Below are 18,214 nucleotides of genomic sequence, written 5' to 3' on the forward strand. Positions count from 1 at the left end.
AAGAAGGTCAGACCGTGGCCGGGACGCGGCGGGGGCCGACAGGGCTGATGCCCGCGAGGTTGACGAAGACCGTCCGCTTGGTGATCGCCTGGCCAGCCGTGTCGAGCTGGTAGCCCTCTATCCACGCCCACCCGGAGACGCTCGACCGGCGCTCCGAGATCTTGGTCAGCCGCAGCACGAGCGGGCTGCCGAACTGGGGGCTGGCTGCCTTGGTGAGGCGGACGACGTCGCCGGGTGCGAGCTTCATCGGCTGTAGACCTTTGCTCGGGTGCCTGTGCTCTGCGGGAGAGCTCTACTGCTGTGAGCTGTGCTGCGGGGTGCTGCTGCTTGCGAGGCGCTGGCGGCTGGACGAGGTGCCGTCTGGCTGCCGGGAGCTGGAAGACGATGAGCTGGGCGGGTGTCCGCACTGGATCGACGGGCGCCGTACTGGATCGCTTTGCTGGGAATCGCGCCGTCAGATCACTTTTTGCACAGTGTGAAAGCTCAACGACGTGATCGGCTTGTTGGTATAAGTTCGAGCTTGAGCGTACGGTGACGGGTCCCGTACGTCAAGACGCGCTGTAGTTTTGTCGGTACAAGTAGTGATCGTTTCGGAGGCGTTATGCCGTCTTTGTACGCCACACTCGCGGACACCCTCCGTGCCGAGATCACGGCAGGAGCCCTTCCACCAGGCACGCAGCTCCCGAGTGAGCACGAATTGGTCGATGCGCACCACGTGAGCCGCAATACGGTCCGCAAAGCATTAGGCCAACTTGTCCACGATGGATTAGTGATCTCGCGTCAGGGCAGCGGGTACTTCGTCCGGGAGCACCAGCCGGTGATCTGGCACGCCTCCCGCCCCGAGCGCAACATCCAGATGGGCATGCTGCCCGCCGACGCGTGGAGTCACTGCGTGCGTGAGCAGGGCCGCAAGCCGGAGGAGATCATCCACATCGAGCAGTACGTGCCCAACGCGCGGATCGCTCAGGCGCTGCTGCTCGGGCCGGGCGAGGAGGTGCTGGTCCGCAAGCGGGAAAGGTATGTCGACGGGGTGCTCAGCACGCTCGCCGACTCCTATTACCCCTACTCGCTCGTCAAGGACAGCCCGATCATGGAGCCGTACGACGTGCAGCCGGGTGTCTACGCGATCCTCGCCAGCCGGGGCGCGGGCTTCACCCGGAACCGGGACGAGATCATCACCCGGATGCCCAGCAGGGACGAGGCGGCCCGGCTCAAGCTCGGGCCAGGTACGCCGATCGCCGAGCACCTGCGGGTCAGCTTCACCCCGAACAACCGGCCGGTGCGGCTGCTGCTGTCGATCCTGCCCGGTGACAAGGTGACGATCGCGTACGAGAGTTTCGCGGCCTAGCGGGTAGCGCACAGTGGATGGCCTGCCGGGTCAGCGTGGACCCGGCGCCGTCTTCCCCGCCGCCGGGCTCAGTCCAGGATGAACGTGATCAGCAGGTGGACCTGGTAACCGCTCACGGCGCCCTGGCTGTCCACGTCGACCTTCATCTCCTTCACCCAGGCCCCGGTCACGTTGCGCAGCGTCTCGTTGGCGCGCTGGATGCCGGTCTTTATGGCCTCGTCGAAGCTGGTCGGGGACAGGGCGCTGACCTCGGTGACGCGGGCGACGGTTCCGGACATGGCGTGCCTCCAATGTGGTCCGAGCGGATCCCAGCGCGTCCTGCTGGCCGCGGTACATCGGCACGCTATCCCAGCACTACCCCTTATTTGGTACTAAATGGAAAATGCGGATCTTCCGCCCGGCTCGTTCGGCGTAGCTGTCGTAGGCCGGCCACACCCGCACCACGAGCGCCCACAGCCGGTCGTACTCCGCGCCGGTCGCGAGGGTCGCGCGCACCGGGATCCGCTCGCCGCGGATCTCGACCACCGCCGACGGGTCGGCGAGCAGGTTCGCGCTCCACGCTGGGTGCTTCTCCTGCCCCCAGTTAGACCCGACCACCACGTATCCGCCGTCGAGCGGCGCGTAGAGCAGCGGGTTGGTCCGGGCCTGGCCGCTCCTGCGGCCCACCGTGGTGATCAGCAGCGACGGCAGGTCGGGCTTGCCGAGGATCATGAACCTGCCCCTGGTCCACCTCGTGATCACCTTGTCGACCGGGACGAGCTGCCTGCCGAGCCAGGCGAACCAGCGCTGATGCCCGAGGCGCTTGATGAGCGCGGAATACCCTGCCACGCCGACAGTGTGTCAGCGCGGCAGGGCACTCCGCTAGATGTGAAACGCATTCATGTGACTGGCGGGGTCAGGTCACCCTGCGCTCGATCGGCAGCCGGGAGCGGGTGAGCAGCCCGGCCCCGAGCATCGCCAGCAGTGGCACCCCGAGCAGCACCATCGCGAGCAGCAGCCACGGCGGGGTGAGCGGGAAGGGCTCCGGGATCGGCCACTGCTTGGCGTCGAACGAGTTACTCGCGGTCAGCACGGCGTAGAGCATGGCCAGGCCAACGATCGAGCCGAGGATGCCGCCAAGCCCCGCGATGACCCCCGACTGCCAGAGCGACAACCTGCGCCGGAAGCCCGGCGTCGCGCCGACTGCGGCCAGTGTGGACAGATCTGCCCGCCCGTCGGCGGCCGCCAGCCCGGTCGCGATCCATGCCGCGCCCAGCATCACGAGCGAGGCGGCGGCCAGCAGGATCATCAGGCCGATGGTCGTGTCGTCGACCTGGTACGGCGCGCCCGTCTCGAGCTGGGCGTGCAGAGAGCTGTCCAGCAGGGACAGGTCGCCGTTCAGTGCGTCCATTTCGGACTCCGAGGGCATCCGGCTGGTCTGGACGGCGAAGCCAGCCAGTTCGGCGCCGAGCCCGTACGCCTGGGCCGTCGCCGGGCTGACCACCGCCTCCAGGCCGGCGACCTGCGGGGCGAACAGCTCGGCCGGTACCAGCTTGCTGGTCTCGACGGGCTTGGGCGCCTCCGACTCCGGGCCAGGCCCGGCGGGGTACTTGCCGCCCGGGCCGTAGTCCGGGTACGTGGTGGTCTTCAGGTTGGCCTTGCCGTCAGCGATCGTCCGGTCGTCGGTGACGAGGACCTTCCCGCCGGCCAGCGCGGCCTTCGCCCGGTCGAGGTCCGGGCCGGACATCCCGGTGAGCGCGCCCAGCTTCGAGCCGTCGTCGACGACGAACCCGAGGATGTTGCCGCTGTACGTGCGCTCCTTCCGGTTGCACAGCGGGTCCTTACGCGCCCGCTTGATCTCCTCGGCGTCCGGGCCCCGCTCGAGTGCCCAGGCGAAGCACATCTTCTCCTTCGGCAGCTCGATGCTCGGGTGGCACGCCTTCTTGTCCTTGCCGGCCTGGTCCTTGCCGCACGTCAGCCGCTGGTACTCCACCGTGCCGGTCGCCGGGAGCTTCACGCGCAGCGCCGACGCGATGTGCGTGCTCATCTGGCGGGACTCCGGCGTGTACATGTCGACGCGGACGGACCCGATCGGGGCGGTAGGCCAGTACGTCGCCTCCTGGCGGGCCATGTCGCTCGTCAGCCAGCCGGCCACGGCGACGCTCCCGGCCACGGCGGCCAGCACCGCGGCGATCGCCGGTGCGGCCGAGGCCCGGTTACGCGCGGCGTCGCGCAGGGCGATCCTCGGCGTGAGCGGCAGGAACCTGCCGAGTTTGGCGACCCCGCCGACCACGGCCGGCGTGCACAGGACGACGCCCAGCTCGACCAGGACCAGGCCCACCATCATCGGCCGGACGTTGTCCGTGAGGATGGCGGCGACGATGGCCAGCGCGCCGGCCCCGGTCATCGCGATCCCGGTCCAGATCCACAGCTTGCGGGACCTGGTGATGCCGCGCCGCCCGGACAGGGCTGCGACCAGGTTCACCCTGGCGGCGGTGAAGGCCGGCACCATCGCGCCGGCCAGGCCGGTGGTGATCGCCAGCAGCGCAGCCGCGATCTGGCCCCAGGGCAGGACCCTGAACGCCCCGGCGCGCCGCCCGGCGAGTTCTTCGGCTGGCCCGATCGTGACGAGGGCGAGCGCCAGCCCGAGCACGATGCCGACGCCGGCGGCCAGGATCCCGAGCACGATGCCGTCGGCGAGCACGATCCGCCGGATCTGTGCCGGAGTACCGCCAGCCGCCCCGACCAGTGCCAGTTCCCGCTGCCGGCGGCGTGCTCCGACCGCGAAGGCCGGACCTGCCAGCAGTACGACCTCGAGCATCGCCAGGGCGACGATCATAGCCATGTACGCCGCTGTCCGCTTGTCCACCGGGAAACCGCCCGGGCCGTTACCCATCTGGGCGTACAGCGGGACCTGGTCGTCGGGCGGCGGGTCCAGCACGACGGACCGGGAGGCGACCAGTACGCCGGTCTCGTTGAGCTTGAGGATCTCCTGCCAGCTGGGCGAGGCGGCCAGGGTGACCAGCCACCGGTCGCTGGATGAGGCCTGGGCCGGATCGCTGTCGGGCAGCGTGCCCGGCAGCGCGACGACGAACTGGTCACGGAGCCGGCCCGGCTGCTCGACGATCCCGGTGACCAGGTAACTCGCCGTGCCGGAGAACAGGTGGATCCGATCCCCGGCCTTCACCTTGAACCGCTCGGCGGCCTTCGCGCTCAGCACGACCTCACCCGGCCCGGGTGCCCGCCCGGACACCTGGGTCAGGATGCCTTTGGCGGCAGGCTGGACGTAGTCGATCGACCGGGTGGAGACCTCGGCGCTGCCCCCGCTGGGCAGCTTGAGGACAGCCCCGCCCCGCCGGTCGAGGCTGAGAACCGCCCCGGCGGGCAGCTTCGCCTGGAGGTCGGCCTTGCTGGCCTGCTTCGCGGGCTTGCGGTGCTCGACCGGGAAGTACTGCTCGCCGTCGGGGGCCTGGCGGATCTCCCCGTCGTGCGGCCAGGACACGACGGCCTGGGCCTGGCCCATCGTCCTGGTGACCACTTCGGCGGGGCTGAGCTTGAACGTGTCGTACATGGACGCGCCGAACGACACGGCCAGCACCGGCAGCATCAGCATCACGATGACCAGGGCCGACCGGCCCTTCGCCCGCCGTACCTGCCGCCACGACATCCGCAGCGTCGTACGCAGCGCGCTCATGCCAGCTCCCCGGTGCAGGTTGTTCCGTGGCTCATGCGCTCGGCTCCAGCAGGGTCTCGGCGGCCGGCAGCGGGCCGGAGGCGTCGACCATGAGCCCGTCGCGCAGGAACACGACCCGGTCGGCCCACGCGGCGTGCCGGGCCTCGTGGGTCACGAGCACCCCGGCGGCCCCGGCGTCGCACCGTCCGCGAAGGACACGGAGCACGGCCTCGCCCGTCGTGGAGTCGAGCGCACCCGTCGGTTCGTCGGCCAGCACGAGCCGGCGCTCGCCGACCAGCGCGCGGGCGATGGCGACCCGCTGCTGCTGGCCGCCGGACATGTCGTCGGGGAAGCGGGGGGCCAGCGCTTCGAGTTCGAGTTCGGCCAGCGCGGCGAGTGCCGCCTTCCGTGCGACCCGGAGGCTCACGCCGTCGAGTTCCAGCGGCAGGGCCACGTTCTCGGCGGCCGTGAGGCTGGGCAGCAGGTTGAGGTCCTGGAAGACGTACCCGATGCTGCGCCTGCGGAGCTTCGCCAGCTCACGCTTGTTCATGCCGCTGAGGGCCTGGCCCTCGACCAGCACCTCGCCGGTGGTCGGCTTGTCCAGCCCGCCGGCGAGGTGGAGCAGGGTGGACTTTCCCGAGCCCGAGGGCCCCATGACCGCGACCAGTTCGCCGGGCTGCACCTTCAGGCTCACCCCGCGCAGCGCGTGGACGGCCGTCTCGCCTTTCCCGTGCGTGCGGTACGTGTCTCGTAACTCCAGGACGGTCATACGGTGCTCTCCTCGGAGATGTCCACAGTGGTGGGAAGGGGTGGCGCGGGGACCGGGTACCGCAGGAGGCTCGCCTCGCAGTGGTCGAGCCAGCGTGCCTCGGCCTCGGCCTGGAAGATCAGGGCGTCGAGGACCAGCAACCACGGCAGGTCGGCTGGCAGCCTGGCGCTCGACTTGAGCCGGGTGTACTCCTGCAGCGCGCGCATCGTCGCGGTCCGCTGCGTCTGCACGACGGCCGCGACGTCCACGCCGGGCGTGGTCAGGGCCAGCGACAGCTTGATCGCCAGCTCGTCACGCGGCCGGTCGGCCCGTGCGACCGGCGTCGCGAACCAGGACCGCAGCTCGGCCCGCCCGCGCTCGGTGATCTCGAAGGGCCGCTGCCCGCCGTCGGACTCCGGCAGCGCGCGGACCAGGTCGTCGCGCTCGAGCCTGCTCAGTGTGGTGTAGACCTGCCCGATGTTCAGCGGCCAGGTGGCACCGGTCGACTCCTCGAAGGACGCCCGGAGCTGGTAGCCATACCTCGGCCCGTGCTCCAGCAACGCCAGCAGTCCATGCTTCACGCTCATGCCTACCGAGTATGCATACTGAGTATGTCATCGGCAACACCGCAGCTCAGGCCACGTGCAAAAGATCAAAATCTTTCAGATGTACGAGGCGCCGGAAAGCACTACGGCTTCCCAGGGAATGCCACCGATGCCGGGGTGACCCCCGCCGCACGCCGCCATCTCGCCGCCCGCGCCGAGGCGTCCAGCAGCGCGTCGAGCGCGAGCTTGCGCTCGTCCCCTGTGGACACAGGCAGCACCGCACGCCACGCCTGCGCCGTACGCTCCTCCAGTTGCACGGCCAGCTTCAGCGCGCTCGCCCGGTCCGTCACCGGGAACGGCAGCGCGTACGCCGACTCGCTCGGCGGCGCGGTCGCCTTGGCCGTGGCCAGCCGGGTCGTCAGGGCGTCCCGGCGCTCGCGGTGCGCGGCGTCGGCCTGCCGCGCGGCCTCCAGCACGGCCCCGTCGAGCCGCGACCCGAGCGTCCCGTACCCGAAGATCGCGGCGTGCTCAGCCACCAGCGCCGCGGCGAGCTGCTCGTTCGCGCTCATGCCAGACCCTCCACATGTGTCGTACGGCAGGCGGCGATCGAGCCCAGCAGCCCCGCGTACTGCCCGGCGATCGTCAGAGCGCCCTCGTAGGCCGACTTCTTCGCCTCCTGCTCGGACGCGACCAGCCCGGCCTTGTCGACGGCCTGTGCCGTACCGGGGCCACGAGCCGGGGCCGGCTTGCGGATCACGGTGGCCAGCGCGTCGGCGTGCGCCCAGTGGTTGTCCCGGATCACGCCGTACCTGCCGGCCAGCTCGGGGTTCGCGGCCAGGCTCGCCTCGTACACCTGGGCCAGGGCGACGGTCGACGTCAGGTACTGGAGCAGCGGATGCGGCGGCGGGGCCGTCGTGGGCTCCTCGTCGAAGAGCCCGCAGCCGCCCAGGGTACCGGCGAGGGCCGCCCCGGTCAGTGCGGCGAGCACGCCGCGGCGGGTGATGGGTTCCATGCGCACCCGGACGAGGTTAGCCGGTCGGCGCGCCGGGCCGGACCGCTCGGCCGGCCGGAAGGCGCCGGGTTACGCTCATACCCCCCGGGTTGGTCGCTGCGCGCCTCCCGGAGGTAATAACGACAACTGGAGGTGTTCGGGTGGCGAGTCTGACGGCGCTGAAGACCCGGATGACCGAGATTGCCGGGCCGATCATCGTCGGTCAGGGCTACGACCTGGAAGACCTCGCGGTGACGAGAGTCGGCCGCAGGCTGCTGGTCAGGATCACCGTCGACGGGGACGACGGAGTGAACCTGGACACGGTCGCCGAGCTGTCCCGGCTGGTCGCCGAGGGGCTCGACGCCGTCGAGGACCAGCTCGGCACCGAGCCGTACACACTGGAGGTCAGCTCGCCCGGCATCGACAGGGCGCTGACCGAGGAGCGGCACTGGCGGCGTGCCGCCGGCCGGCTCGTGAAGTCCTCGGCCGGCACCGGCCGGGTGGTCTCGGCCGCTGACGGCGTGGTCACGCTGGACTTCGACGGCACGGAGAAGCAGATCGGCCTGGCCGAGCTCGGCCCGGGGAAGATCCAGATCGAGTTCAACCGGGTGAGCGAGGCTTTCCCGGACGCCGGCGATGACGAAGACCTAGACGAAGACATAGAAGAGGATCAGGAATGAACATCGACCTCGCCGCCCTCCGCGCACTGGAGCGGGAGCGGGAGATCCCGTTCGAGACGATCCTGCACGCGATCGAGTCGGCCCTGCTGACCGCGTACCGGCACACCGACGGCGCCCACCCGCACGCCCGCGTCGACATCGACCGGCGGACCGGCGTGGCGACGGTGTGGGCGACCGAGCGCGACTCCGACGGCACGATCACCCGGGAGTGGGACGACACCCCGCACGACTTCGGCCGGATCGCCGCGATGACCGCCAAGCAGGTCATCCTCCAGCGCCTGCGTGAGGCGGCTGACGACCAGACCTTCGGCGAGTACGCGGGCCGGGAGGGCGACATCGTCACCGGTGTCGTGCAGGCCGACGGCAGCCGGGCGGAGAAGGGCATCGTCGCCATCGACCTCGGCAAGGTCGAGGCGGTGCTCCCGCAGTCCGAGCAGGTCCCCGGCGAGCTGTACACGCACGGCATGCGGATCAAGTGCCTGGTCGTGCACGTGGCCAAGGGCTTCCGCGGCCCGCAGATCACCGTCTCGCGCTCCCACCCGAACCTGGTAAAGAAGCTCTTCGCCCTCGAGGTCCCCGAGATCGCCGACCGGACGGTCGAGATCATGTCGGTGGCCAGGGAGGCCGGCCACCGCACGAAGATCGCGGTGTACTCCGGCGTGCAGGGCGTCAACGCCAAGGGCTCCTGCATCGGCCCGATGGGCAGCCGGGTGCGCGCGGTGATGAGCGAGCTGCACGGCGAGAAGATCGACATCATCGACTGGGCCGAGGACCCGGCGCAGTACGTCGGCAACGCGCTGTCCCCGGCGCGGGCGCTGTCGGTGGAGGTCGTCGACGCCTCGGCGCGGGCGGCCCGCGTGATCGTCCCCGACTTCCAGCTCTCCCTCGCGATCGGCAAGGAAGGGCAGAACGCCCGGCTCGCCGCCCGGCTCACCGGCTGGCGGATCGACATCCGCTCCGACGCCGAACAGGGCTGACCCGGCCCGGCACACTGTGACCCGGCCGACGGTACCCGGTACCGTCTGGCCGGGTCAGAGCATGTCTGGGCCCGGCTGTCCGGTGCCGGGTACCCGTCCGAAGATCGCAATGGTGAGGCTGAGCGGAAAAGGTGCCGGCCTTCGGGGTAGACTTCCTCGTGGTACGTCGCGCGCAGCCAATCCGCACCTGCATCGGGTGTCGGTTGCGTGCGCCAGCCTCCGAGTTACTGCGAGTGGTCGCCGCCGGGAGTGTCATAGTTCCCGACCCGGCCCGCAGAATGCCGGGCAGAGGTGCGAGCCTGCACCGCGTCCCGGCTTGTCTCGCGCAGGCGGAGAAGCGCAGGGCCTTCGGCCGGGCGCTCCGGATGGCGGGTGTCGCTGACACCAGCCGGTTGCACGAGGCACTTGGGAATGCCGATGGCGGGGTCATTCCGACGCCGCACGGATCAGTAACAAGGTAGGTCGACCAGTATGAGCATCCGATGAAGCAGCTGCAATGAGCCAGCTTCCGATGCACGAGTGAGGTCGCGGCGGGTCTTCCCGCACGGCCTCGTCAAACCTTGAGGAGTGCAGTGCCAGGAAAGGCCCGCGTACACGAACTCGCGAAAGAGCTCGGGGTCGAAAGTAAGACCGTTCTCGCCAAGCTGAAAGACATGGGCGAGTTCGTGAAGTCAGCATCCAGCACCGTCGAGGCCCCCGTGGCCCGGCGGCTCCGGGACGCCATGGCAGCGTCCGGTGCGGCTCCGTCCGCCCCGGCAGCGCCGAGCGCCCCCGCTACGCCGGCCGCCTCTGCGGCTCCGGCCACCCCGCAGGCTCCGGCAGCGCCCAAGCCCGCGTCCATCGCGCCCAAGCCCGGCCCGGCCGGTCCGAAGCCCGGCCCCAAGCCGCCGGTGCCCGGTCCGAAGCCCGGCCCGCGCCCGCCGGTCGTCTCCTCGAAGCAGGCCAGCGCGCACGACATCGAGGTCGCTGCGGCTGAGGCCCGTGCGGCCCAGCTGAAGAAGGACCAGGAAGCCGCGCAGGCAGCTGCAGCCAAGCAGCGCGCCGAGGCAGCCTCCAAGCCTCCGGTCGCCCCGGGCGGCCCCAAGCCCGGCCCGCGGCCCGGTCCGCCCGGCGCCCAGCCGGGTTCCGCTCCGCGTCCGGGGCCCCGTCCCGGCCCGCGCAGCGGCAGTGCCAGCAACAACCCGTTCGGGATCACCCCGGGCGGCGGTAACCAGCCCGCAGCTCGCCCCGGCCCGTCGGCCGCGGGTCCCCGGCCCAGCCCGGCTTCCATGCCGCCCCGGCCGAGCCCCGCTTCGATGCCGCCGCGGCCGAGTCCCGCGTCCATGCCGAACCGGGCCGCGCGCCCGGGTGGCGCGCCGGGCCGTCCCGGTGCTCCCGGTGGTGGCGCTGGCCGTCCGGGTGGTCCCGGTGGTGGCGGCGCCGGTCGTCCCGGTGGCGGTGGCGGCGGTTTCCGCGGCGGCCCCGGTGGCGGTGGCGGCGGCGGTGGCTTCCGCGGCGGCCCCGGTGGCGGTGCCGGCGGTGGCTTCCGTCCCGGTGGCGGCGCGCCCGGTGCTGGTGCCGGTGCCCCGGGTGGCGGTGGCCGTCCCGGTGGTGGCGGTCGTGGCCGCGGTGGCGGCACGGCTGGTGCGTTCGGCCGTCCGGGTGGCAAGCCCGCCCGTGGCCGCAAGTCCAAGAAGCAGCGGCGTCAGGAGTTCGACAACCTGTCGGCCCCGACGATGAGCTCTGGCGCCCCCCGGGGTCGTGGCGAAGAGATCCGCCTGCCCCGTGGCGCCTCGCTCTCGGACTTCGCCGAGAAGATCAACGCCAACCCGGGCTCGCTCGTCCAGGAGATGTTCAACCTGGGTGAGATGGTCACGGCGACGCAGTCCTGCTCGGACGACACCCTGCTCCTGCTGGGCGAGCACCTGGGCTACACCATCTCGATCGTCAGCCCGGAGGACGAGGACCGTGAGCTGCTCGCGCAGTTCAACATCGACCTCGACGCCGACGTGGACCCCGACCGCCTGGTCGTGCGGGCTCCCATCGTCACGGTCATGGGTCACGTCGACCACGGTAAGACCCGCCTGCTCGACGCGATCCGCAAGTCGAACGTCGTGGCTGGCGAGTCGGGTGGCATCACCCAGCACATCGGTGCCTACCAGGTGCAGGTCGAGCACGAGGGCGTCGAACGCGCCCTGACCTTCATCGACACCCCGGGTCACGAGGCGTTCACCGCCATGCGTGCCCGTGGTGCCAACGTCACCGACATCGTGGTGCTGGTCGTGGCCGCCGACGACGGCGTCATGCCCCAGACGATCGAGGCGCTCAACCACGCGAAGGCAGCCAACGCGCCGGTCGTGGTCGCGGTGAACAAGATCGACAAGGAAGGCGCCAACCCGGACAAGGTGCGCCAGCAGCTCACCGAGTACGGCCTGGTCGCCGAGGAGTACGGCGGCGAGACGATGTTCGTCAACGTGGCCGCCAAGCCGGGTACGAACATCGACAAGCTGCTCGAGGCCGTCCTGCTGACCGCGGACGCCGCGCTGGAGCTGACCGCGCCGATCGACGGCCACGCCCAGGGTGTGTCCATCGAGGCTCACCTGGACAAGGGCCGGGGCCCCGTGGCCACCGTCCTGGTCCAGAAGGGCACGCTGCGGGTCGGTGACTCGATCGTGGCCGGTAACGCCTACGGCCGCGTCCGGGCGATGCTCGACGAGAACGGCAACACGGTCAACGAGGCAGGCCCGGCTCGCCCGGTCCTGGTGCTCGGCCTGACCGCGGTGCCGGGCGCCGGGGACACGTTCCTGGCCGCCGACGAGGACCGCACCGTCCGGCAGATCGCCGAGCAGCGCGCCGCCCGCCGGCGTGCGGCCCAGATGGCGAACAACCGTGGCCGCGCCACCCTCGAGTCGCTCATGGAGCAGCTCAAGGAGGGCGAGAAGACCACGCTGTCGCTCATCCTCAAGGGTGACGTGTCCGGCTCGGTCGAGGCTCTGGAAGACGCGCTGTTCAAGCTGGACATCCCCGAAGAGGTGCAGCTCAAGGTCATCCACCGCGGTGTCGGTGCGATCACCGAGAACGACGTCAACCTGGCCAGCGCCTCCTCCGGCGAGAACGCGACGATCATCGGCTTCAACGTCCGGGCCACGGCCCAGTCGAAGGAGCTGGCCGACCGCGAGGGCGTGGAGATCCGGTACTACACCGTCATCTACCAGGTGCTCGAGGAGATCGAGGCGGCTCTCAAGGGCATGCTCAAGCCGGTCTACGAGGAGGTGGACCTGGGCACCGCAGAGGTGCGCGAGGTCTTCAAGTCCTCGAAGTTCGGCACGATCGCGGGTTGCATCGTCCGTACCGGGATCATCCGGCGGAACACCAAGGCGCGTCTCCTGCGGGACGGTGCCGTGGTGGCCGACAACCTCAGCATCTCGTCGCTCCAGCGGTTCAAGGACGCGGCGACCGAGGTCCGCGAGGGCTTCGAGTGTGGTATCACGCTCGGCAGCTTCAACGACATCAAGGTCGACGACGTCATCGAGACGTGGGAGATGCGGGAGAAGCCCCGCACGTAAGTAGTACGGGAGGGCCCGGGACGCGACTGTGTCCCGGGCCTTCGCCCTTTCTGAGTACTGGTAGAAGAGAGAGCATGGCGCGTTACGCATTGCTGGTGGCCCCGTCGTCCAACCGGGTGTACGCGGAGGCCGCCACCCGCCTCGCGGCGGCGGAGCTGGCGGTGTTCGCCGGCGTGGTTCCCGGCGGGCTGGGCGAGATCACCGAGACGAGTCTCGGCGGCCTGTCCTATGTGTCCTTCGAGGCCGGTGAGCTGACCGCTGACGGGGTCGCGACGCTGTCCAACCTGTCGGCGATGTTCGCGCTGTTCGAGGTGGTGGACGGCGACCTGCTGCGGCCGGTGCGGCTGGAGCGGCTCGACCGGTACGACGACGACCTGATCACCATCCAGAAGTACCAGGGAAAGACCAACGAGCAGTTCACCAAGCTGCTGCTGAACGTGACCCTGCTGAGCGCGGGCCTGGACCTGGCCGACCGGAGCCTGGTGGTCTTCGACCCGATGGCCGGTCGGGGCACGACGCTCAACCAGGCGCTGATGTACGGCTACGACGCCCTGGGTACCGAGCTGGACGGCAAGGACTTCGACGCCTACGCCGCGTTCCTCAAGACGTGGCTGAAGCGCAAACGGCTCAAGCACAGGGCGGACGTCACTCCGGTACGCCGGGAGAAGAAGCTGATCGCCCGGCGGCTCGAGGTGACGGTGGCGGGTGAGCAGAAGCTCGTCTCGTACAACATCGATGCTCTGAAAGCCCGTGAGGTGATCAAACCGCGCAGCGCGGATCTGATCGTGACCGACGCACCTTATGGCGTGGCGCACGGCGCGCACCACAATGGACTGTCGCGAAAGCCGGCTGACCTGTTGCGGCAGGCCATGCCGGGCTGGGCGGAGATCCTGCGTCCTGGTGGCGCGCTGGGTATCGCGTTCAACACGCACACCGCGCCGAAGGCCGAGATCGCGGCCATCGTGGAGCGGTGCGGGCTGAGGATCGCCGAGACGCCCGGATTCGAGCACTGGGTCGACCAGGCAATCACGCGCGACATTCTGGTGGCGTGCAAGTAGCCTTTTCCGGGTGTTCACAGGTACCGCGGTTTTTGATGTGCTGCTGCCGGGCGATTCCCGGAATCTGAAAGCGAAGCGGGCTTATGTCCGCCCTTTGCTCGCCGCTCTGAAGAAGTACGAGGTTTCGGTCGCCGAAGTTGGTGACCAGGATGTGCATGGCCGGATGCAGATCGGTGTGGCCGTGGTTTCCGGCGACGCCGCCCATGTGCGCGACGTGCTCGACCGGTGTGAGCGGCAGTTCGGCATGATGCCCGAGTTGCAGCTACTTTCCGTGCGACGCCGGCTACATGGTGATGAGGATTAGGTCAGTTTCGACCGGTTGAGCCGGACGGCGGAGGTCACGATGTGTGCACCTCCGCCGAAACCGAGTACTGTTTGCGAGGTTGGTATGAGGCCAGCCTTCTGTCTTGACTACCGGCTGGCCGTTGCGTTGGGCTTGCTGGGTTGACCAAGCCGGGCCGGTCCGCTGGAGCGGCCGGGCGGTGTGCGAACCGGAGGTATGAAATGTCTGACTCGGCGCGGGTGCGGCGGCTGGCCGGCCGTGTGCGCGAGCTGGTCGCGTCTAGCCTCAAGACGCAGGTCAAGGACCCCCGGCTCGGCATGGTGACCGTGACCGACGCGCGCCTGACCAACGACCTCCGCGAGGCGACCGTCTACTACACGGTCCTTGGTGACCCCACGGAACAGGACGCCTCGCGCGCCGCGCTGGAGAGTGCCAAGGGCATGCTCCGCACGACCGTCGGGCGCCGGCTGGGCCTGCGGCACTCGCCCAGCATCACCTTCGTCGCCGACCAGGTCCAGGACCACGTGGCGACGATCGACGACCTGCTGGCCCAGGCGAACGCCGCCGACGCCGAGGTGCACCGGATGGCGGCTGGCGCGCAGTACGCCGGCGAAGCGAACCCTTACAAGGCGGATGACGAGTCGTGACCGTGCCCACGGCACGGCTGGTCGTCCCAGGGCAGGCGGGTCCCGTGGATGAACTGCCTGCAGGTCCGCAGCCGGCGGAGTGGGCCCGCGCGATCGAGGCGCTGGCCGCCGCCGAGCGCCCGCTGCTGATCTGCCACGTCAACCCGGACGGCGACGCGCTGGGCAGCATGCTCGCCGTCGCGCTCGGCCTGGCCCGGATCGGCAGGTCCTGCCAGGCGACCTTCCCCGGCCGGTTCTTCCTGCCCGCGTTGTTCGATGGCATGCCGGGGCAGGAGCTGCTGGTCCCGGCCTCGGACTGCGACCAGGCTCCGGACCTGGTGGTCACGTTCGACGCCGGTAACACGGAGCGCCTGGGTGAGCTGGCGGGGCGGTTCGGCACCGCTTCCGAGGTCATCGTGCTCGACCACCATGCCTCCAACACCTTCTTCGGTACCGTGCACCTGGTCGACGCGAGTGCCGCCGCCACGGCGGTGCTCGCCGAGGAACTGCTCCGGCGGATGGGCATCCCGCTCGACCGGGAGATCGCCGAGTGCCTGTATGTGGGGCTGTCGACGGACACCGGCTCGTTCAAGTACGGGACGACGACGCCAGAGGTGCACCGGCTCGCCGCCCGGCTGCTGGAGACCGGCATCCGGCCCGAGGTGATCTCCCGCCGGCTGTTCGACAACCGGCCCTTCGGCGCGATCGGGCTGTTCGGTGAGGCGCTTGGCCGGGCCCGGCTCGACGATCGGGTCGCTGGCGGCCTGGTGTGGACGTATGCGACCCAGGCCGACCTGGCCAGGCACGGCGTGCCGTACGACGCGCTGGAGAGCCTGATCGACGTGGTGCGCACGGCCGCAGAGGCCGATGTCGCGTGCGTGCTCAAGGAGCTGGAAAGCGGCCAGTGGGCCGTGTCCCTGCGGAGCAAGACCGCGACGGACGTGGCCCGGGTGTCGGTGGCGCTGGGCGGTGGCGGGCACCGCTATGCCGCCGGATTCACCGGGACGGGTTCTGCGGAGGAAGTGCTCGGGCAGATCGTGGCCCTGCTGTAGGTTTCGTGGTTTCTGGGGGCGTCGCTGGTGCGGCGCCCCTTTTGCGTACCCGGGTCCGCTCCCGACGCGCCTCTCAGAGTCTGGGAATCGCGTGCGAAGTGTGGGACGAGCCGATAGTTTTGCCAGCATGCGCCGAGTAGTACTCATTCTTAGCCGCCGAGGCGGGGCCTGAACATCTGAGGGCCGGCTCCCCGCCCGGGGTTTTCCGCGCTGGCCCGCTCGGTTTGCGTACAGGCGAAGGAATGAGTCACGATGGCACGTAAGCACACACCGCGCCCGCAGGACGACGAAGCACGCGAAGCCGCACGGCAGGCGATGCAGGAGTCGATGGACATCCGGCAGTAGGCGCGCGAAGGCAAACACAGTCTGCGCTCTGGTTGGGATCATGGCGCCGGGTCTTCCCGGCGCCATGATCTGTTTTCCGGTACCCGGCGGGCGTGTGGCGCGGATCATGGCCGGCGGGAGGGCTCGCCGGGCCCCGGATTGTCGGACGGCCGCGTTAGGGTCGCGCCGTGACCGAAGCCCCGCTCCGCAAGATCCTGTCGCTGGCCCTGCCCGCCCTGGTGGTCCTGGCGGCCGAGCCGGTGTACCTGCTCGTCGACACGGCGGTCGTCGGTCACCTTGGCGGCACCGCCCTGGCCTCGCTGGCCATCGGGGGCGGCGTGCTGGCCGTGGCGGCCTGGATCGGCAACGTGCTGGCCTTCGGAACCACAGCCAAGAGCTCCCGGCTGTACGGGGCCGGGCGGCGCGCTGAGGCCGTCGCGGAAGGCGTGCAGTCGTCCTGGCTGGCCCTCGCGGCCGGCGTCCTCCTCGCGGTGGCCGCCCAGTTCGGCGCTGGCCCGCTGGCCCGGGCGATGGCGGGTACGGGGGAGATCGCCGACGGGGCGGAGACCTGGCTCAGGATCGCGAGCCTCGGCGCGCCCGGCATCCTGCTCGCCCTGGCCGGTAACGGCTGGATGCGGGGCGTGCAGGACACGAGACGCCCGGTCTGGTACGTCCTCGGCGCCAACCTGCTCTCCGCCGTCCTGTGCCCGATCCTCGTGTACCCGGCGGGGATGGGCCTGACCGGTTCCGCCGTCGCGAACGTGATCGCGCAGACGCTGTCCGGCGGGCTGTTCGTCTGGGCGCTGGTCGCGGAGAAGGTCCCGCTGGCCCCGCACCCGGGCATGCTGCTCAGGCAGCTCACGCTGAGCCGGGATCTCGTCATCCGTGGCTTCGCGTTCCAGGCTTCGTTCCTGTCCGCTGCGGCCGTGGCGGCCCGGTTCGGCGCGGCGGCCCTGGCGGCCCATCAGATCGCGCTGCAGCTGTGGATGTTCTGCGCCTTCGTGCTGGACGCGCTGGCCGTGGCCGCCCAGTCCCTGATCGGGGCGGAGCTGGGCGCTGGGCGGGAAGAGGTGGCCCGGCGGACGGCCTGGCGGATCACGCGCCTGGGCGGGTACTGCGGGGTCGCGTTCGGCGTCGTCATCGCGGCCAGTGCGTGGTGGCTGCCGGACCTGTTCACCGGTGACCAGGCTGTCCACCAGCAGGCGATGATCGCGTGGCCCTGGTTCGTGGCGATGCAGCCGATCGCCGGCGTCGTCTTCGCGCTCGACGGGGTCCTGGTCGGGGCCGGCGACATCCGGTACATGCGGAACATGACGATCGTGGCGGCGCTCGGCGGCTTCCTGCCGGTCGTGTGGCTGGCGTATGTGCTGGACCTCGGGCTCGGTGGCGTGTGGGCCGGGCTGACGGTGTTCATGGTCGTCCGGCTCGTGGCGCTGATGGCCCGGCTGATGTCGGGCCGGTGGGCGGTAGCCGGCGCGGTCAGGGCCTGATCTAAGTTGGTCCGGTGGCGACGACAGGGCTCGTGATCGTGGACAAACCGGCCGGGATGACCTCCCATGACGTGGTGGGGCGGCTCCGCCGGTTCGCGAAGACGAGGCGCGTCGGGCACGGCGGCACCCTGGACCCGATGGCGACGGGCGTGCTGGTGCTGGGCGTCGAACGCGGTACCAAGCTGCTGACGTACGTGATCGGCAGCCGGAAGGGGTACGCCGGCACGATCCGCCTCGGCCAGTCGACGATCACCGACGACGCCGAGGGCGACCTGACGGCGGAGACACCGGCCGGCGGAGTGTCCGATGAGGACATCCGCGCGGGGCTGGCGAAACTGACCGGGCCGATCCAGCAGGTACCGACGGCCGTCAGCGCGATCAAGGTGAACGGCGTCCGGTCGTACGCGAAGGTCCGGGCCGGGGAGGAAGTCGAGCTGGCCGCCCGGCCGGTGACCGTGTACCGCCTCGACGTCGGCGAGATCCGCCGCTCGCCCGGGCTGGTCGACGTCGACGTGGAGGTCGAGTGCTCGTCGGGCACGTACATCCGCGCCATCGCCCGCGACCTCGGCGCTGACCTGGGCGTCGGCGGCCACCTGACCGCCCTCCGCCGTACCGCCGTCGGCGGCTTCACCCTCGCCGAGGCCCGCACCCTGGCCGAACTCGAAGAGCTGGCCGACCCGGTCACGATCGACCTGAACACGGCAGCCGAACGCCTCTTCCGCCGCCGAGACCTCGACGCCGGCCAGGCGAAAGTCATCTCGCACGGCGGCCCGATCGACGCGGCAGGGATCGTCGGCCCGTATGCGGTGTTCGGGCCGGAGGGCGATGTGCTGGCGATCATGGTCGAGCAGGGCAAGAAGGCAAAGCCAGAACTGGTACTGAAGCCGGCCTAGCT

Annotated in this window: 19 protein-coding genes; 11 read left to right on the forward strand and 8 right to left on the reverse strand. The window is 70.3% G+C overall.

The window, feature by feature from the left end; genetic code table 11:
- Positions 1-7: 7 nt before the first annotated feature.
- Positions 8-247, reverse strand: coding sequence for a hypothetical protein (locus A3G1_RS0131800; RefSeq protein ID WP_018353545.1), 240 nt, complete (start codon positions 245-247; stop codon positions 8-10).
- Between the two features lie 354 nt (positions 248-601).
- Between A3G1_RS0131800 and A3G1_RS0131805 the strand changes: the two genes are divergently transcribed.
- Complete coding sequence (locus A3G1_RS0131805; RefSeq protein ID WP_040480498.1) at positions 602-1,348, forward strand: GntR family transcriptional regulator; 747 nt, start codon at positions 602-604, stop codon at positions 1,346-1,348.
- A gap of 68 nt (positions 1,349-1,416) precedes the next feature.
- Here the strand turns inward: A3G1_RS0131805 and A3G1_RS0131810 are convergent, their stop codons facing one another.
- The 7 genes from A3G1_RS0131810 to A3G1_RS0131840 form a co-directional block, all read right to left on the reverse strand.
- The gene (locus A3G1_RS0131810) at positions 1,417-1,626 is read right to left on the reverse strand and encodes a dodecin family protein (protein WP_018353547.1); all 210 of its coding nucleotides are present in this window, start codon (positions 1,624-1,626) and stop codon (positions 1,417-1,419) included.
- A 76-nt stretch (positions 1,627-1,702) separates the two neighbouring features.
- Positions 1,703-2,176: a nitroreductase family deazaflavin-dependent oxidoreductase gene (locus tag A3G1_RS0131815; RefSeq protein WP_018353548.1), complete on the reverse strand. Its 474-nt coding sequence runs from the start codon at positions 2,174-2,176 to the stop codon at positions 1,703-1,705.
- A 67-nt stretch (positions 2,177-2,243) separates the two neighbouring features.
- The gene (locus A3G1_RS0131820) at positions 2,244-5,021 is read right to left on the reverse strand and encodes an ABC transporter permease (protein ID WP_018353549.1); all 2,778 of its coding nucleotides are present in this window, start codon (positions 5,019-5,021) and stop codon (positions 2,244-2,246) included.
- Between the two features lie 31 nt (positions 5,022-5,052).
- Positions 5,053-5,769 carry an ABC transporter ATP-binding protein gene (locus tag A3G1_RS0131825; protein ID WP_018353550.1) on the reverse strand — a complete coding sequence of 239 codons (717 nt, stop codon included), beginning with the start codon at positions 5,767-5,769 and terminating at the stop codon, positions 5,053-5,055.
- Complete coding sequence (locus A3G1_RS0131830) at positions 5,766-6,335, reverse strand: PadR family transcriptional regulator (RefSeq protein WP_018353551.1); 570 nt, start codon at positions 6,333-6,335, stop codon at positions 5,766-5,768. Before A3G1_RS0131830 ends, A3G1_RS0131825 begins: the two co-directional genes overlap by 4 nt.
- 101 nt (positions 6,336-6,436) lie before the next feature.
- Complete coding sequence (locus A3G1_RS0131835) at positions 6,437-6,862, reverse strand: ferritin-like domain-containing protein (protein WP_018353552.1); 426 nt, start codon at positions 6,860-6,862, stop codon at positions 6,437-6,439.
- Complete coding sequence (locus A3G1_RS0131840) at positions 6,859-7,311, reverse strand: hypothetical protein (RefSeq protein ID WP_157641550.1); 453 nt, start codon at positions 7,309-7,311, stop codon at positions 6,859-6,861. The genes A3G1_RS0131835 and A3G1_RS0131840 overlap by 4 nt, the downstream gene beginning before the upstream one ends.
- 134 nt (positions 7,312-7,445) lie before the next feature.
- Here A3G1_RS0131840 and A3G1_RS0131845 point away from each other — a divergent pair, with 134 nt between their 5' ends.
- The 10 genes from A3G1_RS0131845 to truB all read left to right on the forward strand — a co-directional run bounded on the left by A3G1_RS0131845 (position 7,446) and on the right by truB (position 18,212).
- Positions 7,446-7,964 (forward strand): ribosome maturation factor RimP, encoded by a 519-nt coding sequence (locus A3G1_RS0131845; RefSeq protein ID WP_018353554.1) that lies wholly within the window; start codon positions 7,446-7,448, stop codon positions 7,962-7,964.
- The gene (gene nusA / locus A3G1_RS37830) at positions 7,961-8,941 is read left to right on the forward strand and encodes a transcription termination factor NusA (RefSeq protein ID WP_018353555.1); all 981 of its coding nucleotides are present in this window, start codon (positions 7,961-7,963) and stop codon (positions 8,939-8,941) included. The genes A3G1_RS0131845 and nusA overlap by 4 nt, the downstream gene beginning before the upstream one ends.
- A gap of 233 nt (positions 8,942-9,174) precedes the next feature.
- Positions 9,175-9,402 (forward strand): YlxR family protein, encoded by a 228-nt coding sequence (locus tag A3G1_RS40015; RefSeq protein ID WP_245563649.1) that lies wholly within the window; start codon positions 9,175-9,177, stop codon positions 9,400-9,402.
- A gap of 111 nt (positions 9,403-9,513) precedes the next feature.
- Positions 9,514-12,486, forward strand: a complete 2,973-nt coding sequence (gene infB, locus A3G1_RS0131855) for a translation initiation factor IF-2 (RefSeq protein ID WP_018353556.1) — start codon at positions 9,514-9,516, stop codon at positions 12,484-12,486.
- Positions 12,487-12,560: 74 nt separating this feature from the next.
- Positions 12,561-13,544 (forward strand): TRM11 family SAM-dependent methyltransferase, encoded by a 984-nt coding sequence (locus A3G1_RS0131860; RefSeq protein WP_026212725.1) that lies wholly within the window; start codon positions 12,561-12,563, stop codon positions 13,542-13,544.
- A gap of 10 nt (positions 13,545-13,554) precedes the next feature.
- Complete coding sequence (locus A3G1_RS0131865) at positions 13,555-13,848, forward strand: DUF503 domain-containing protein (RefSeq protein WP_026212726.1); 294 nt, start codon at positions 13,555-13,557, stop codon at positions 13,846-13,848.
- Positions 13,849-14,048: 200 nt separating this feature from the next.
- Positions 14,049-14,474, forward strand: coding sequence for a 30S ribosome-binding factor RbfA (rbfA, locus tag A3G1_RS37835; RefSeq protein ID WP_018353559.1), 426 nt, complete (start codon positions 14,049-14,051; stop codon positions 14,472-14,474).
- A 44-nt stretch (positions 14,475-14,518) separates the two neighbouring features.
- A complete protein-coding gene (locus A3G1_RS0131875; protein ID WP_026212727.1) occupies positions 14,519-15,505 on the forward strand; it encodes a DHH family phosphoesterase in 987 nt (328 codons plus the stop codon).
- Positions 15,506-16,017: 512 nt separating this feature from the next.
- On the forward strand, positions 16,018-17,319 hold the full coding sequence (locus tag A3G1_RS0131885; protein ID WP_018353562.1) for an MATE family efflux transporter: 1,302 nt from the start codon (positions 16,018-16,020) through the stop codon (positions 17,317-17,319).
- Positions 17,320-17,333: 14 nt separating this feature from the next.
- A complete protein-coding gene (truB, locus tag A3G1_RS0131890; protein ID WP_018353563.1) occupies positions 17,334-18,212 on the forward strand; it encodes a tRNA pseudouridine(55) synthase TruB in 879 nt (292 codons plus the stop codon).
- The last annotated feature ends 2 nt before the right edge of the window (positions 18,213-18,214 follow it).

It is taken from the genome of Longispora albida DSM 44784 (genome assembly GCF_000379825.1).
GTDB lineage: Bacteria > Actinomycetota > Actinomycetes > Mycobacteriales > Micromonosporaceae > Longispora > Longispora albida.